Consider the following 16,378-nt stretch of genomic DNA (forward strand, 5'->3'; position numbering starts at 1 on the left):
CGTCCCCACCAGATCACACATAAAACAGGGTTCCGGCGGTCTTTCCACGATCTGGCAGCCTCCGCACCCAGACTTGGAGACACTCTATGCGTTACCAGAACATCTGGACCGGCATGCTCCTGCTCGCAGTCGCGGGCGGCGCACATGCCGCCAACCGGCCCAGCGGCTATGTGACTATCTGCAAAGAGGGGGCAACATGCAGCGTGGCCGCCTCGACGAATGTCGCCTTCGGACGCGCTGACCAGTTCATCTACAAAGTGTTGAGCGGCAGTTTCGTCTGCAACGAGGCCACCTTCGGCGGCAAGATCGCCGGTGGCGTGAATGAATGTTCGATCCCGACCGGCACGAGCTCTTCCAGCAGCAGCTCGTCCAGTTCCTCATCGAGCTCATCCTCATCGTCGAGCAGCAGCTCATCGTCCTCGAGTTCCAGCAGCAGTTCCTCGTCCAGTTCCTCATCCAGCAGTTCCAGTGGCGGCAATGATGGTGCCTGCGTCACCAGTTGCACGGACTATCTCCGTCAGAACGTACAAGCCAAGCCACTGACACAGGCTCGCATCGATGCCGAAGCGGGTGCGCTGAAGAGTGCATTCACGACCTATCTGAGCAACTCGAATGCGGCACGCAACGCCGACAAGGCCGCGCTGAAGGCCGAACGCAATGGACTGTCATCGGTGCCAGCCGCTCGCGGCTCGGACTCCAAGGGCCCGGACACGATGCCTCTGGCCGAGAGCGCGTCCTACTACGCCTCCAGCACCGCACTGGCGATTGCACGCGAGATCGTCAGTTTCCAGGTGCCCTCGGGGGCCTGGGGCAAGAACATGGCCCGTACCGGGACCGTGCGTGCGCGTGGTCAATCCTGGATCGGTGCCAACATCGATCCGAACGGATCAGGCAGCACGAACTGGAACTACGTCGGTACCTTCGACAATGGCGCCACAGTGACCGAGATCCGTTATCTGGCCAAGGTGCAAGCCGCACAAAGCACCGACCGCGCAAGCTTCCAGGCGTCGATCGTGAAGGGCCTGAACGCCATCCTCAACGCGCAGTACCCGAACTATGGCTGGCCGCAGAACTATCCGGTCTCGGGTAGCGCCTACCACGACGCGGTCACCCTCAACGATGACGCGATGCTGAACCTGATCAAGCTGCTGCGCGAGATCGGTACCAGCGCCAACAGTGACTTCGCCTTCATCGACACCACGCTGCGCAACAAGGCCGCGACCGCTGCCGGCCGGGGAATCACCTGGCTGCTCGACCATCAGGTCGTCGTCAATGGCAAGCGCACGGTGTGGGGACAACAGCATGACGTGCTGACGGGTCTGCCGACCTCCGCGCGTGCCTACGAAATGGCCTCGCTGACCTCGCAGGAGAGCGCCAAGATCGTCAACTTCCTGATGTCATTGCCCAATCCGGATGCCGCCACCCGTACCGCCGTCCACGCGGCAGCCGACTTCTTCAAGGCATCGCAGATCACGGGCAAGAGCTGGAGCAATGGCGTACTGTCCGACAGCAGCACGAAGAACGCCTGGGCGCGCTTCTATGATCTGGGCGTCTATGACCCAGCCGCTTCGACGCTGGGCGCCCGCGCCCGCATGCTGTTTGGCGATTTCGCCGACCGCCATGGCAGCGCGAGCAGCGTGTACGGCCTGATCTTCGGCTCCACCGCCTCGGTGTCGTCCGAGCGCCTCACCGGCTATGCGCAGTACAACAGCACGGCACAAGCCACACTGAGTACCTTCGCCACCTGGAGTACCAGCAATCCGAAACCCTGATCGAGGATGATTGGTCTGTGCAGCACAACCCCGGCTGAAGCCGGGGTTGTGCTTTTGGTCAGACGACAAACCGTACCAGACTCGGATCAGAGCTGCCGCGGATCGAAGTTGGTGTACATCTCCAGCCCCAGCGCGCGCGCAATGCGTTCCCAACTGGTGAACTTCAGGTTGGTCTGGTGGGTGCTGTCGCTGAGCTTGTCGAGATCATCGTTGTAGCCATCCTGGCTCACGAACACCCCATAGGGATAGCCCGGCAGTTGCAGCGCGAGCGCTTCGGCGCCATCGCATTCCTGCACGCCATCCTGCTGCCCATATAGTCCCTGGCTGATGCGGAATCCGCTGCTCAGGGCGGGCGTCGCCGCGCCATTCAGCTTGAAGACGACGAAGCTGTCGTCATACGGCGCATCGACCACGGTTGCATCGGAACCATGCGCCCCTCCCTGACTGGAGACGATCAGGTAGCCCGTGCCGTTCGGTCCGTAGTAGATGGTCAGGCCTTCGAGGTCACGCGAAATCTTGCTGTCCGGATTGAAGAAGCTGTGCTTGATCACCGCCGCTGGCGCGCTGACCGTCGCCGGTGCGGTGTAACTGTCGCGACCGCTGCCACGCGTTTCATAGAACGGCGCCGCATCGGCCTGCCCGGTTTTGAGGTCGATGCGCCAGATACCTACGTCTTCCTGCCCGGCGTAGGCGATGCCATTGCGCTGGTCGACCACCATGCCCTCGAACTGCGGACTCCAGTCACGCGTCGCATCGTCGTCGCTCTCCTCGCGCAGATCCTGCCCGCGCCAGGTGTAGGCAAAGCGCCAGTCACGCCCGCTCACCGCCGCCACGTTGACCGTGCCGCCGGCCTCGGCGACGAGTTCGAACTGCATCACCCGCGCCTGCTTGCGCTGGTTCACCAGGACGTAGTGCTTGCCGGTCGCGCGATCGCTCCAGTGCGCGATGCCGTAGCCGGTGTTCTGCTTCGACACGGCAATCGTCGCGTCCTTGCTCGCGTCCTTCTCGCTCCCCACCTTGGGTACGGTCGGGAAGAGACGCAACGGTGTCGCAGAAGTGACGTCGACGAGCGGCTGCGTGAGACTGCTGGGATCAATCTTCCAGACGCGCAGCAAGTCCTGCCCGCGATCGGTCGCCACCGCGAGGTCCACGCTGCTGCCATCCTGCAGCTTGAAGCCGTAGACGATGTCGACGTTGTTGAAGCGGCTCTTGCCGGACAGATCGTGCACCAGCTTGTCGGCCAGGATGGTCTGTACCGGCTTGCCCAACAGATCGTAGACGCGCAGCCCGCCGTCCTTCACCGCCGCCACCACGAGGCTGCGACTGCGGTCGCCGGGATGGACCCAGATCGCGGGGTCATCGACGTCGCCGCTCGCTTCCGGCATGTTGTCGGTTTCCAGATCGAAACTGACCGCCGACACCGTGTAAGGTATGGCCGCCTGACTGGGGTTGGCACCGGTTTGCGAGGTCGCGCTGCTCGTGTTGTCGTCATCGCCGCCACAGGCGACGAGCAGCAAGGATGTCGTCACCACGGCGCAGACGAAGCGTGAGGCGGGAAATAGTTTCATGGCGTGGGGTCGGCCCAAGTAAAAGACGCCGACTGTAGGCACCGCGCGTTACGCCACTATTACCCGCCGCCACGCAGGTACTTTGCTCAGTCAAGCAGCTCGACCGCTCCACTGACAGTCACATTCACCTGGCTCTCGCCGGCCTCCACCGGCAGCGGCGCGGCCTCCATGGCCATCGGAGCGGCGCGCGCGGCTTTCATCATCGGCATCGGGCGCGCATCCACGCCACCGACATTGAGGTAGGCGATGCGGTAACGCTTGCCCATCGCCTTGGCGGCCACCGCAGCGCGGGCCTCGAAAGCGCGGATCGCGTCGACCATGGCCTCGTCCTCGGCGCGCCGCACGGTCTCGGGCGCCACATCCACGCTCAACTGGCTTAGCGCGACCTGGCCCTGCAGCTTGCCAGCCAGCTCGGACAGAGCCGGAATGTCGCGCGACTCCAGCACGATCTCGCTACGCATGCGCCAGCTCTCGACCGTGCGGTTGTTCTTGGCATAGATCGGGTAGGTGAAGCTGCTGCCGCTGCGCACCTTAACGGCGGCATACGACTTAGCAATGGCCAGCGCCTCGGCGACGCGGGCGTTGACCTTGCGCGCCAGCTCGGCGGCATTGGGTTCGCTCATCTCCACATAGGCGGTGGCACGCGCCAGATCGTTGGCGACGGTGCGGCTGGCCTGGGCGGACAGCTCAATGTAGGGCTGGCGTGGGCGGCTGACGACCTCCATCGTCTGGGCCTGCGCTGCGGGCGCCAGGCCCAGCATCGAGCTGCCCAGCAAAGCGGCGAGTGACAAGCTGCGCAAACGGTTCATCGTGTAAGGCTCCTGCGGTATGGCATGTGGGTGGGAGACTGCACGGCCGCGACTTCGTTCCCGCCCGCGGCGGGAGTACAGGCAGCCGGCTTCGTCCATCAGCATGGCACAGAGCCCGCGCTCGGTTGCACACGATTGCTGCGGCGCACGCACCGGGCATTTTGATCCCTGACAGAATCGCCCCTCCGATCAATGCTATTACTCCAGGCTTGCCGCATGCCTACCGTCCGGGAATCAGCATGTCCGTCATTAGTCGCGCCGAGTTGTCCGATGCCGCCGAAATCCTGGCCTTGCAGAAGCTCGCCTATCAGTCGGAGGCCCGCGTCTACAACGACTGGACGCTGGCCCCGCTGACCCAGACGCTCGAAGGCCTGCGCAGCGAGTTCGCGCGCAGCGTGGTGCTCAAGGCCGTGTCGGGCGAACGCATCGTGGGCTCGGTGCGTGGCCGCCTTGAAGGCGACACCTGCGCCATCGGGCGGCTGATCGTGCACCCGGCCTTCCAGCACCAGGGCATCGGCTCGCAACTGCTGCGCTCGATCGAGCTGGCCTGCCGCCAGGTGCGGCGCTTCGAGCTGTTCACCGGCAGCCGCAGCACGCACAACCTGCGCCTGTACGAACGTCACGGCTACGTGGTCGCGCGCAGCCAGGCCCTGACGGACGAGCTGCGCCTGGTTTTCCTCGAAAAGCAGGTGCGCTTGCCCACCGACACCTGGCCCGACCTCGCCGATCTGCCGGCCTGAAGGGCACCTCGCCCGCCGCTTCATTCTTCTTTACATTCCAGAGAAACACCCGCAAGCCGCGCCCGCCACGATGCAGGCTGCCAATCCCGGCATCCCTGCAGGAGCGCAGCATGAGCGAGGACAGCACCCCCGCGCCGGCCACCCCGGCGGACAACGAGAGCCCACAAGGCAGGCCCGGTGGCTGCCGGCACGGACACGGCTGCAAGCCACGCCGCACAGGCAAGGCACTGGCCTTGCTGGCCGTGCTGGGCGTGGCCGGCTTCTTCGCCTGGAAGGCCTGGGCCGGCGAAGGTTTCGACTGCAGTGCGGCCGCCCTGCGCGACCCGGCACGCTTCCATGCGCGTGCCGAAAGGATCGCCGAGCGCACGCTGGACCAGTTCGCGATGCCGGCCGATCACCGTGCGGCGGCGCAGGACACCATCGTGAGCACCGCCGACGAGCTGCAGCCCCTGCTGGCTGCGCACTACGCGGCGCGCCAGTCGCTGGTGGACGCACTCAGCGCCGACCGGGTCGATCCGATCCTGCTGGAGTCCCTGCGCGCGGCCAGCATCACACGCGCTGACGAAGCCTCGCGCAAGCTCGTCAGCGCCCTGCTCAAGCTGGGCGAGCAACTGAGCCCGGCCCAGCGCCGCGAACTGCTGTCCCGCTGGATGCCGCAGCATGGCTGAGCCCACCCTGTATGCGCCGACGGGCGCGGATGCGGTATCGTGGGCACTGCCCCTGCTCCACCTGCGCTGCCCTTGCTGCGGCCAGACGCGGCGCCTGCAGCGCGCCACCGAGTGGCCCGCCGAGCTGCTGCAGATCGTGGCCCTGTGCCCGCGCTGCGACGGCCACGGCCGCGACAGCGCACTGCTGATGTATGCCGACGGCCGCATCGTGGCCGAGCATCCGCCGGGGACCTGAACGCGGAAACACGATGGCCGAACGCCTGTTGATGATCGACGATGACCAGCCGCTCACACGCATGCTGGCTGAATACCTGGGCACGCGCGGCCTGGTGCTCGGAGCTGCCCACACGCTGACCGAAGGCGAGCGCCTGCTGCGCGACACAAGCTACGACGCCCTGATCCTCGACGCGATGCTGCCCGACGGCGACGGTTTCGAGCTGTGCCGCCGCCTGCGCGAACGCAGCGCCCTGCCGATCATCATGCTGACCGCGCGCGGTGAAGAAGTGGACCGCGTGGTGGGCCTGGAGCTGGGCGCCGACGACTACCTGCCCAAGCCCTTCAGCCCGCGCGAGCTGCTGGCGCGCCTGCGCGCCCTGCTGCGGCGTGCGCAAGGCGGCGGCGTGGCGCAGACCTTGCCGGTCCTGCGCTTCGGCCGCCTCGAAGTCGACAAGGGCGCGCTGGAGGCGCGTCTGGATGGCCGCCCTTGCGAGCTGACCGCGCACCAGTTCGCCCTGCTGTGGGCGCTGGCCACGCATGCCGGCCGCGTGCTGAGCCGCGACGCGCTGCTGGAGCTGGCGCGCGGCGACGCGCTGGAGGCTTTCGACCGCTCGATCGACGTGCACATCTCGCGCATCCGCGCCGCCATCGAGGACGACCCACGGGAGCCCCGGCGTATCGTCACCGTGCGCGGTGCCGGCTACGTCTTCTCGCAGCGCCAGGACGACACCGCATGAGCCCGTGGTCGCGCTGGAAACAAGAGTGGTCTGCGCGCGCCGACGCCCGGGCCGGCAACAACCCGCGCTGCGACTGGCAGACGCGCCACCGCGAATGGCATGAAGCGCACCGCCAGCGCCGCGCACTCGTGCACAACCGGCTGTACAAGCAGATCTACTTCGGCTTGGTCGCCATCATGCTGCTGGTCTTCGTGGTGCTCGGCGGCGTCTTCTCCCTGGTCGGCCATTTCGTCAATGCGCGCTTCGACAGCGAGTCGACCATCGGCATGAGCCGCAACGTCGCCAACGCCCAGACCCAGGCCGAGCTGACCGAGCTGTTGGCGCGCCTGCTGCCGCCCAGCGACAGCATTGCGCAGCTTGAACGCAACCTCAAACAGATCGACCACATCGTGCCGGGCGACATCGCGGTGTATGACCCGCAGGGTCAGCGCATCGCCGCCTCCGACCTGGCCATGCCGGACGACCTGGACCTCACCCACCAGGGGCCCTGGGCGCGCGAGTTCACGCTGCCAGACGGGCGCATCGTGCTGATCAAGTTCACCTGGCGCACCAAGCGCGAGGTGCTGTTCTGGCTGACCGGCTTCGCCCTCCTGGTCGGGGTGGCCGCCTGGCCGGTGGCGCGGCGCCTGACACGCCGCATCGAACGCCTGCAACGCCAGGCCGAGGCCTGGGGCGAAGGCAAGCTGTCCGCGCGTGCCGAGATCGACGGCTGCGACGAGGTGGCCGAGCTGGCGATCCGCTTCAATCAAGCGGCGGAGCGCGTGGAAGCCATGGTGACCAGCCAGCGCGCCATGCTCGCCGCGGCCTCGCACGAACTGCGTTCGCCGCTGGCGCGCATCCGCGTGGCGTTGGACCTGCTGGGCGACAACCGCCCCGATCTGCACGCCCAGGTGGCACGCGACATCGCCGAGCTGGATGCGCTGATCGGCGACCTGCTGCTGGCCAGCCGCCTGGCCGACGATGCGCCGCGCCTGAACCTCGGCCCGGTCGACCTGCTCGGGCTGGCGGCGGAGGAGGCCAGCCGCGTCGGTGCCAGCGCGGGTGGCGAAGCCGTCTGCGTGCAGGGCGATATGCGCCTGCTGCGCCACCTGCTGCGCAATCTGCTCGACAACGCGCGACGGTACGCGCCGGACAGCCCGCCAGAGGTGGAGGTGCAGCGCCTCGGCGACACGCAGCTCAGACTGTGTGTGCTGGATCGTGGCCCCGGCGTGCCGGAAGAGGAGCGCGAGCGGATTTTCGAGCCCTTCTACCGCCTGGCCGGCAGCGCCGAACGCGGCGAAGGCAGCGGCTACGGCCTTGCCCTGGTGCGCCGTATCGCCACCCTGCACGGCGGCACGGTGCGTTGTGTGGCGCGCGCCGGCGGCGGCAGTTGCTTCGAGCTGGTGTTGCCGCGGCTGAGGACTGAGGACTGAGGACTGAGGACTGAGGCAGGAATTTTCGCTTTCGCGGCGGGTGGCCAGTAAACTGCGCTCCGCAATGAATCCGCGCCCGCCCCAGGCGCCCCTCGCCCCAGGAATCATCCAGTGGATCAATACGATGTCATCGTCATCGGTGCCGGCGCGGCCGGCATGATGTGCGCCGCCACGGCCGGCCAGCGTGGCCGCCGCGTGTTGCTGCTCGACCATGCCGACAAGCTGGCCGAGAAGATCCGCATCTCGGGCGGCGGCCGCTGCAACTTCACCAACCTGGGCGCCGGGCCGGCCAATTTCCTGTCCGACAACCCGCACTTCTGCCGCTCGGCGCTGGCTCGCTACACGCCGCAGGACTTCCTCAAGCTGGTCGAACGCCACGGCATCGCCTGGCATGAGAAGCACAAGGGCCAACTGTTCTGCGACGACTCGGCGCAGCAGATCATCGACATGCTGGTGGCCGAGTGCGAGGCCGGCCAGGTGCACTGGCGCATGGGCTGCCGCGTTGAGCTGCCACGCCGTGAGGGCGAAGCCTGGGTGGTGCCCAGCGCCGCCGGCCCGCTGCAGGCGCAGTCGGTGGTCATCGCCAGCGGCGGCCTGTCCATCCCCAAGATCGGCGCCAGCGACTTCGGCCACCGCCTGGCGCGCCAGCTCGACATCCCTGTCGTCACTCCGCGTCCGGCCCTGGTGCCCTTGACCTTCGCCGGCGAGGACTGGGCGCCCTTCGCCGATCTGGCCGGTCTCGCACTGGAGGTCGACATCCGCTGCAACGACGGCCAGTTCCGCGAAGACCTGCTGTTCACCCATCGCGGCTTGTCGGGTCCGGCAATCCTGCAGATCTCCAGTTTCTGGCAGCCGGGCGACGCCCTAAACATCGACCTGCTGCCGGAACTAAGGGCGGATGAGGCCTTGATCACCGCCAAGCCGGGCAACAAGCAGCACGTCGCCACCCAGCTCGCGCACTGGCTGCCGCGCCGCCTCGCCGATGCCTGGGTCACGCGCCACGGCCTGGCCGGTCGCCCGCTGGCCGATTGCAGCGACAAGGCCCTGCGCGCGCTGGCCGCCGAACTGCACGGGTGGACGCTGAAACCCTCAGGCTCCGAGGGCTACCGCAAGGCCGAGGTCACACGCGGCGGCATCGACACCCGCGCGCTGGACCAGAAGAGCATGATGGCGCGCGCCCATCCCGGCCTGTTCTTCATCGGTGAAGTGATGGACGTGACCGGCTGGCTGGGCGGCTACAACTTCCAATGGGCCTGGGCCAGCGGCTACGCAGCCGGCCTCGCGGCTTGAAAGGGCGCCCCGACAATCATTTCTCCTCCGCATGAGCCAGACCGAACACAACCCCTGTATCCGCTGCGGCGCGTGCTGCAGCAGCTACCGCGTGTCCTTCTACTGGGGCGAGGCCGACGACGCCCCGGGCGGCACCGTCCCGGCAAGCCTCACGGTGCAGATCAATCCCCTCTACCGCGCAATGCAGGGCACTCACCCCGTCGCCACCCGCTGTGTCGCCCTCGCAGGTCAGCTCGGGCAGGAAGTGGGCTGCCGCATCTACCCGCAACGCCCCAGCCCCTGTCGCGAGTTCGGCGCCTGGCAGGCGGACGGCCAGCCCGATCCGCGCTGCACCCAGGCGCGGGCACGCCATGGCCTGCCCCCGCTGGCGCCGATCCGCGCCGGCGCCAGCGAGGCCGAGCGGCGCATCGGCTGACAGGCCCGGCGGAGCTCGTTTCCGCAAATGCGAATGACTTGTATTTGCTGGAAATTCTCTTTAGGATGCGCCCCATCGCCCCTTACAAAAAGCCGGAGTGACTCCATGAAACGCAGCCTGTTCCTGACCCTGATCGCCGCCGCCCTGCCCAGCCTGGCCGGCGCCGCCGACAAGGAGCTGAACCTCTACACCGCGCGCCACTACCAGACCGACGACGCGCTGTACGCGAACTTCGAGAAGGCCACCGGCATCAAGATCAATCGCATCGAGGGCCAGGAAGACCAGTTGCTGGAGCGCATCCGCAACGAGGGCGCCAACAGCCCGGCCGACGTGTTCATCACCGTCGACGCCGCGCGCCTGGCCAAGGCCGACGAGTTGGGCCTGTTCGCCGAGGTGAAATCGCCGGTGCTGGACGCGCGCATCCCGGCCAACCTGCGCACCGGCGAGTGGTTCGCCTTCTCGACGCGGGCCCGCGTGATCGCCTACAACAAGCTCACGGTCAAGAAGGAAGACGTGCTGAGCTACGCCCAGCTTGCCGACCCCAAGCTCAAGGGCCAGATCTGCGTGCGCTCTGGCATGCACCCCTACAACCTGTCGCTGGGCGCGGCGATCCTGGCGCACGAAGGTGAGGCCAAGACCGAAGCCTGGGCCAAGGGCATCGTGGCTAATCTGGCGCGTGCCCCCAAGGGTGGGGACACCGACCAGTTGAAGGCAGTGGCTGCCGGCGAGTGCGGCGTGGCCCTCTCCAATAGCTACTACGTGGCACGCCTGATGCGCTCGGAAAAGCTGGAAGACCGCAAGGTGGTCGACGCCCTGGGCATTGTGTTCCCTGACCAGGGCGGCCACGGCACCCACATCAACATCTCCGGTGGCGGCATGCTCAAGAACGCGCCGCACAAGGAAGCCGCGGTCAAGTTCCTGGAGTACCTGGCCTCCGACGAAGCGCAGATCTACTTCGCCGACGGCAACAACGAGTGGCCCACGGTGCCCAGCGTGAAGGTCAAGAACCCGGCGCTGGAGCGCCTGGGCAGCTTCAAGGCCGACACCCTGAAGATCGGCGAGACCTCGAAGGGCGCAGCCCGTGCCCAGATGATCTACGACCGCGCCGGCTGGCGCTGAGTCGGCCCCTGCGACACGATGAGCCCCGCCTGGTGCGGGGCTTTTTCATTGGGGCTGCCTGCGCGTGGTAACGCATAAGCTCAGTCGATCAAGGCTCACCCCAGACAGTGTCGACTGTGTTTCCACTACTGATGACACGGCGGCCAAGCCTCGGCTCTGCACAAGGCATTGAGCGGATTGGCAAGGAGTTTGCTGTAAGGGCTTGATGACGCACATCGCCTTCCCGCGCGCCACACATCAAAAAGGAGCCTTTATGCGTACCCCACCCGCCCCCCTTTTGCTTCACATCGCACGCCATTTCATCTCGCTGTGCGTGGCTGCTTGCGCGACGCTCGCCCACGCTGCCCCCGTGACCCTGAACTACAGCGGCACGGTCGGCAGCTACATGTTTGGTTCCGGCCTCGCCAGCGCCATACCTCTGGGTTCCGCCGTGTCGTTCACGCTCAGCTTCAACGACACCTTCAGCGATGGCAGCTACACCTTCAGCGACAACCTGGGGCCGGTCAGCGGCAGTCTCAGCGTAAGCGGACTGAACTACCTGCTCGACGGCTATACCCCAGGAGGCTACTCCATCAATCTCAACCCCTATCAGCTATTGTGGGTGAGGCCCCAGTTCACCGGCACCGGCCCAGACGCCGCCGGGGGCGACTTCATCGGTCTGTTCATCAGCTTCACCCCCAGCCTGACCCTGGCCGCCGATCCATACCTGGGTTTCAGCTTCACCAACGGTTCTCTCACCAGCCGCGAGTACGCTGTACTTAATGGCCAAGGCCAGGTCACGCCCAACGGTGTGCCCCTGCCCGGCACACTGCTCATCTTGGCAACAGGCTTGATCGGACTGGCGCTGGCACGGCGCCATTCGCCGACCTTGGTCTGGGCGCGGGCACGGCGCTAGGGCGTGCGGGTGGAGGCCTCGATCGCCCCGTCCTGAGCACTCCAGGCGATCCGCCCCCGCCCCTGGCGCTTGGCCGAGTAGAGCGCCTGGTCGGCGCGTGGCAGCAGGCTCTGCGGCGTGTCGGCGGGCTGCGCACCGAAGGCGATGCCGATGCTGCAGCCCACGCTGACGACATGCCCGAGCGGCGCGAAGGGCACATCGAAGCATTTCAGGATGCGCCCGGCCACGGCCTGGGCGTCGCCCTGCAGGCGCGCCAGCGGCCCGCACAGCAGGATCACGAATTCGTCTCCCCCCACCCGCGCCAGCATCTCGCTGGCCCGCACCACGTCCTCCAGGCGCTGGGCCACCTCCCGCAGCAAGGCATCGCCCGTAGCATGGCCGTACTCGTCATTGACCGGCTTGAACCCATCCAGGTCCAGCGCCAGGACGGCGAAGCACTCGCCGCTGCGCGCCGCGCGCTCCGCTTCAAGGCTCATGTGCAGCTCCAGCGCGCGCCGGTTATGCAGCCCGGTGAGGGTGTCGCGGTGGGCGAGGGTTTGCATACGGTCCAGGGCCTGCTCGCGATGGGTCAGGGTGTTGACCATGTGCTGCAGCGACGCCGCCAGACTGTCGACCTCGCGCAGCCCGGCCCCGCGCGGAATGTCCTCTTCCTCGCCGCGCGCGATGCGTTCGGCGGCACGGGCGATCGCATCCAGCGGGCGGGTCACGCGCCGTGCCTGTACCCAGGCCAGGGCGCCAATGCCGGCGGTCAGCAGCAGGGCCAGCGCCGCCATCTGCATGCGCAATTGGCGCACCGAGGCGAGCGCCAGTTCGCTCGGCTGGCGCACCAGCACGCGCCAGCCGAGCTGGCCGACAAGGGAGTCGGGCAGGCTGTCGGCATAGGCGAACACGTAGTCATGGCCATCCCGCCAGCTCGCCTGCGACCAGCGCGCCAGGTTGGCCGCCGAGGGCTTGAACAAGCCGTCGAGCTCCAGCAGGTGTCCTTCGCTGCCGGCGGGACCGGCCAGGATCACATCGCTCCGGCTGAGGACCAGCAGCTCGATGCCGCGCACACGGTCGAAGTCCTGCAACATCTGGGCAAACAGGCTGCGTACCCAGGACCACGACAGGTGGGTGGCGAGCACGCCGTCCTGCTGTCCATCGGGGCGGAACACCGGGCGGGCGATGTCGATGAAGCGCAGCGGCTCGCCATCCGAGGGGGCCGGCAGCAGCTTGGCCAGCAGCAGGGCCTCATGCACGTCGCCGATGAAGGGCCCCTTGCGGCCCTCGATGAAGATCGGACGCTGCGCGCCCGACTGGCCCTGCAGCAGGCCGCCGCTGGCGGCCAGGATCCGGCCCTCGTTGTCGAGGCGGCCGATCCAGGCAAACGCCTCCTGCCGGGCCTGCAACACGTCGAAGGTCTGACGCATGGCGACCGCGTCCTGCCCTTGTTGCACCAAGGGCAAGCTGGCCAGCAAGGCCACGTTGGCACTGCGTTCCGCGAGGTTCGCTTCGAGTCCCGCCGCCATGCGCGCGGCCGCCCGCGTCAAGGACTGGCCGACCCCCTGGCGCTCATGCTGCTCGGCCAGCAGGCCCAGCACGACCATGGCGGCCAGGGAGGCCACCCCCAGGGGCAGAGTGAGCCGTGTTATCAGAATCCGCCGCAGCGTCTGATGCTCGGCCGTGACCACTGTCCTATCCATCCCCGCATTGTGGTGAATGGATCGGCAAATCGAAACCCCGAATAACTGCGGCTTTCCCGGGCTTGCGCGACCCGGCGCCGCGCGCTCAGCGCCCGCGCGCGATGCGCCAGGACAGCACGATCACCGGCAGCAGGCCCACGACGAAGATGGTGAGGGCAGCGGTGGAGGCTTCCGCCAGGCGCTCGTCGGAGGCCAGGGTGTAGGTCTGGGTCGCCAGGGTGTCGAAGTTGAAGGGGCGCATCACCAGGGTGGCCGGCAACTCCTTCATCACATCCACGAACACCAGCAGGCCGGCCGTCAGCAGGCTGCCACGCAGCAGCGGCCAGTGCACCCGCCGTAACAGTTCGGCACGGCCGCTGCCAAGGCTGCGCGCGGCCTCGTCCATGCTCGGACGGATCCGCCCCAGTCCCTCTTCCACGCTGCCCAGCGCGACGGTCAGGAAGCGCACCAGGTAGGCATAGACGAGCGCGGCGATGCCACCCGTCAGCAGCAGGCCCGGGCTGGCCCCGGTAAGCTGGCGGATCACCTCGGCCAGCAGATGGTCCAGGCGCGTCACCGGGATCAGGATGCCCACCGCGATCACCGCGCCGGGCACCGCATAGCCCAGGCCGACCACGCGATTGAGCAGGTGCGGCAGGCGGTTGCGCGCGCGCCGCGCGGCATAGGCCAGCACCAGCGCCAGGGCCACCGCCAGCACGGCACTCACCCCGGCCAGCACGGCACTGTTGCGCACCAGCATCAGGTAGCGCGCGCCGAACTGCGCATCGCCGTCGTTGAAGGCCATCTGCAGCAACAGCCCAGCCGGCAGCAGGAAACCCAGGAACAGCGGCAAGGCGCAGGCCAGCCAGGCCGCCAGCGCCGCCCCGCCCCCCAGCGGCAGGCGATGCGCCACGCGGCCGCGCTGCCCGCCACCGAAACGGGCGCGGCCACGGCTCAGGCGCTCCAGCGCCAGCACCAGGGCCACCACCCCCAGCAGGGCGGCGGCGAGCTGGGCCGCGGCCAGACGGTCGCCGAACGAGAACCAAGCGCGGAAGATGCCGGTGGTGAAGGTCTGCACGCCGAAATAGGCCACCGTGCCGAAGTCGGCCAGGGTCTCCATCAGCACCAGGGAGACGCCGGCCACGATGGCGGGCCGGGCCAGCGGCAGCGACACGCGGAAGAAGGCACGCCACGGCCCCTCGCCCAGTGAGCGCGCCGCCTCCAGCACGCTGCCGGCGCGCTCCAGGAAGGCGGTGCGCGCCAGCATGTAGACGTAGGGGTAGAGCACGCACACGAACATCAGGCAGGCGCCGCCCACGCTGCGCACATCGGGAAACCAGTAATCACCGCGGCGCCAGCCGAAGCTCTCGCGCAGGAAGCTCTGCAGCGGGCCGACGAACTGCAGGAAGTCGGTGTACACATAGGCCATCACGTAGGCCGGCATGGCCAGGGGCAGCACCAGAGCCCACTCGAAGACGCGCCGGCCGGGGAAGTCGAGCATGGTGGTGAGCCAGGCGCAGCCGACGCCCACCACGGCCGTGCCGAGGCCGACCCACAGAACCATGTACAGCGTGTTGCGCACGAATTCCGGCAGCACGGTGGCCGCCATGTGGCCCCAGATCTCGCCGGTATGGCCGGCTGCCAGGCTGCCGAAGACGACCAGCACCGGCATGGCCAGGAGGAGCGCGATCAGGCTGGCGGCCAGGTCGGCCACACGGAAACGGTGCTCGGACATGAAGCGGAATGCGTGCGGAAGAATGGGGGTGAAGGGGCAGACTGGCTACAATGATAACGATTCTCAAATCTGTGCGTTCGCCCTTGCCATGTACGCCTCGCTCCAGCCCCTCGCGCCCACCCCCTCCGCCGCACCGGCCGCCACCCCGACCGAGCTCGTGCTGGAGGTCGCCGGACTACAGCTCGCCTACGGCGCGCAGCGCGTGGTGCATGGCGCGGATTTCACTCTGCGCGCAGGGCAGATCGGCTGCCTGCTGGGCCCCTCGGGCTGCGGCAAGACGACCCTGCTGCGCGCCATCGCCGGCTTCGAGCCGGCGCGCGCCGGCGAGATCCGCTTGGCCGGTCAGGTGGTATCGCGCCCGGGTCTGCACCAGGCACCGGAAGCACGCCAGGTCGGCATGGTGTTCCAGGATTTCGCCTTGTTCCCGCACCTGAGCGTGGCCGACAACGTGGCCTTCGGCCTGCGTGACCTGCCACCGCCGCTGCGCCAGGCCCGCGTCGAAGAACTGCTGCACCTGGTCGGCCTGCAGGGCAGCGAGCGGCGCTACCCGCACGAGCTGTCGGGCGGCCAACAGCAACGCGTGGCCCTGGCCCGCGCGCTGGCGCCCCGGCCGCGCCTGGTGCTGCTCGACGAGCCCTTCTCCAGCCTCGACGTGGACCTGCGCGAGCGCCTCTCGGGCGAGGTACGCAACATTCTCAAGCACAGCGGGGCCACCGCCATCCTGGTCACCCACGACCAGCACGAAGCCTTCGCCATGGCCGACGAGATCGGTGTCATGGAGGCCGGCCACATCCGCCAGTGGGACAGCCCCTACCGCCTCTACCATGAGCCAGCCACGCGCTTCGTGGCCGATTTCGTGGGTCAGGGCGCGCTGCTGTCAGGCACCATCCTCGACAGCGGGCGGGTCGCCTTCGAGCTGGGCGAACTGCACGCCAAGCTGCCGATCGAGTGCTGCAAGGTCGAGGGTGGCTGCGCTGTCGACATCCTGCTGCGCCCCGACGACGTGGTGCACGACGATGCCAGCCCGCTGCAGGCCGAGGTGGTGAACCGCGCCTTCCGCGGCGCCGAGTTCCTATACACCCTGCGCCTGCCGAGCGGCGCACAACTCCTGTCCTTGGTGCCCAGCCACCACAACCACGCGATCGGCGAACGCATCGGCATCCGCCTGGACGTGGACCATGTAGTGACCTTCCCGCGCGATCCCGTGGCCTGAGCTGGCCCGCAGGCGGGCGCCCGGAACGATAAAATGTCATTTATTGACAAAATCGGAACGGCTTCACGCCTTACCCCCTAAAATACTAGGGTTTTCCCTTAGCCCGTCTCTACACTGGCGGTCGCAGA

At 67.6% G+C, this 16,378-nt stretch carries 15 protein-coding genes; 11 read left to right on the top strand and 4 right to left on the bottom strand.

The window, feature by feature from the left end; genetic code table 11:
• Positions 1 to 86 precede the first annotated feature (86 nt).
• Positions 87 to 1,772 carry a pectate lyase gene (gene pelA / locus NMB43_RS19545; protein WP_494349847.1) on the top strand — a complete coding sequence of 562 codons (1,686 nt, stop codon included), beginning with the start codon at positions 87 to 89 and terminating at the stop codon, positions 1,770 to 1,772.
• 86 nt (positions 1,773 to 1,858) lie between these two features.
• Here pelA and NMB43_RS19550 read toward each other — a convergent pair whose 3' ends face one another.
• Both NMB43_RS19550 and NMB43_RS19555 read right to left on the bottom strand, forming a co-directional pair.
• Positions 1,859 to 3,340, bottom strand: a complete 1,482-nt coding sequence (locus NMB43_RS19550) for a phytase (RefSeq protein WP_494349848.1) — start codon at positions 3,338 to 3,340, stop codon at positions 1,859 to 1,861.
• Between the two features lie 86 nt (positions 3,341 to 3,426).
• Complete coding sequence (locus tag NMB43_RS19555; RefSeq protein WP_494349849.1) at positions 3,427 to 4,149, bottom strand: SIMPL domain-containing protein; 723 nt, start codon at positions 4,147 to 4,149, stop codon at positions 3,427 to 3,429.
• Positions 4,150 to 4,388: 239 nt separating this feature from the next.
• Here NMB43_RS19555 and NMB43_RS19560 point away from each other — a divergent pair, with 239 nt between their 5' ends.
• The 9 genes from NMB43_RS19560 to NMB43_RS19600 all read left to right on the top strand — a co-directional run bounded on the left by NMB43_RS19560 (position 4,389) and on the right by NMB43_RS19600 (position 11,641).
• The gene (locus tag NMB43_RS19560; RefSeq protein ID WP_494349850.1) at positions 4,389 to 4,889 is read left to right on the top strand and encodes a GNAT family N-acetyltransferase; all 501 of its coding nucleotides are present in this window, start codon (positions 4,389 to 4,391) and stop codon (positions 4,887 to 4,889) included.
• Positions 4,890 to 4,999: 110 nt separating this feature from the next.
• Positions 5,000 to 5,557, top strand: coding sequence for a hypothetical protein (locus tag NMB43_RS19565; RefSeq protein ID WP_494349851.1), 558 nt, complete (start codon positions 5,000 to 5,002; stop codon positions 5,555 to 5,557).
• Positions 5,550 to 5,792 carry a hypothetical protein gene (locus NMB43_RS19570; protein WP_494349852.1) on the top strand — a complete coding sequence of 81 codons (243 nt, stop codon included), beginning with the start codon at positions 5,550 to 5,552 and terminating at the stop codon, positions 5,790 to 5,792. The genes NMB43_RS19565 and NMB43_RS19570 overlap by 8 nt, the downstream gene beginning before the upstream one ends.
• Before the next feature lie 13 nt (positions 5,793 to 5,805).
• On the top strand, positions 5,806 to 6,510 hold the full coding sequence (locus tag NMB43_RS19575; protein ID WP_494349853.1) for a response regulator: 705 nt from the start codon (positions 5,806 to 5,808) through the stop codon (positions 6,508 to 6,510).
• Positions 6,507 to 7,922 carry a sensor histidine kinase gene (locus NMB43_RS19580; RefSeq protein ID WP_494349854.1) on the top strand — a complete coding sequence of 472 codons (1,416 nt, stop codon included), beginning with the start codon at positions 6,507 to 6,509 and terminating at the stop codon, positions 7,920 to 7,922. Before NMB43_RS19575 ends, NMB43_RS19580 begins: the two co-directional genes overlap by 4 nt.
• Before the next feature lie 111 nt (positions 7,923 to 8,033).
• Positions 8,034 to 9,212 (top strand): BaiN/RdsA family NAD(P)/FAD-dependent oxidoreductase, encoded by a 1,179-nt coding sequence (locus NMB43_RS19585; RefSeq protein WP_494349855.1) that lies wholly within the window; start codon positions 8,034 to 8,036, stop codon positions 9,210 to 9,212.
• 31 nt (positions 9,213 to 9,243) lie between these two features.
• The gene (locus NMB43_RS19590; RefSeq protein WP_494349856.1) at positions 9,244 to 9,627 is read left to right on the top strand and encodes a YkgJ family cysteine cluster protein; all 384 of its coding nucleotides are present in this window, start codon (positions 9,244 to 9,246) and stop codon (positions 9,625 to 9,627) included.
• A 105-nt stretch (positions 9,628 to 9,732) separates the two neighbouring features.
• Positions 9,733 to 10,746: an extracellular solute-binding protein gene (locus NMB43_RS19595; RefSeq protein WP_494349857.1), complete on the top strand. Its 1,014-nt coding sequence runs from the start codon at positions 9,733 to 9,735 to the stop codon at positions 10,744 to 10,746.
• 253 nt (positions 10,747 to 10,999) lie between these two features.
• Complete coding sequence (locus tag NMB43_RS19600; protein ID WP_494349858.1) at positions 11,000 to 11,641, top strand: hypothetical protein; 642 nt, start codon at positions 11,000 to 11,002, stop codon at positions 11,639 to 11,641.
• Here the strand turns inward: NMB43_RS19600 and NMB43_RS19605 are convergent.
• Together NMB43_RS19605 and NMB43_RS19610 are read right to left on the bottom strand one after the other, a co-directional pair.
• The gene (locus NMB43_RS19605) at positions 11,638 to 13,323 is read right to left on the bottom strand and encodes a sensor domain-containing diguanylate cyclase (protein ID WP_494349859.1); all 1,686 of its coding nucleotides are present in this window, start codon (positions 13,321 to 13,323) and stop codon (positions 11,638 to 11,640) included. The genes NMB43_RS19600 and NMB43_RS19605 overlap by 4 nt on opposite strands.
• 85 nt (positions 13,324 to 13,408) lie before the next feature.
• Positions 13,409 to 15,037, bottom strand: coding sequence for an ABC transporter permease (locus NMB43_RS19610; protein WP_494349860.1), 1,629 nt, complete (start codon positions 15,035 to 15,037; stop codon positions 13,409 to 13,411).
• Between the two features lie 88 nt (positions 15,038 to 15,125).
• On the opposite strand from NMB43_RS19610, the gene NMB43_RS19615 reads away from it, so the two are divergent.
• Positions 15,126 to 16,250, top strand: a complete 1,125-nt coding sequence (locus NMB43_RS19615; RefSeq protein ID WP_494349861.1) for an ABC transporter ATP-binding protein — start codon at positions 15,126 to 15,128, stop codon at positions 16,248 to 16,250.
• Positions 16,251 to 16,378: the final 128 nt, after the last annotated feature.

It is taken from the genome of Uliginosibacterium sangjuense (genome assembly GCF_059132465.1).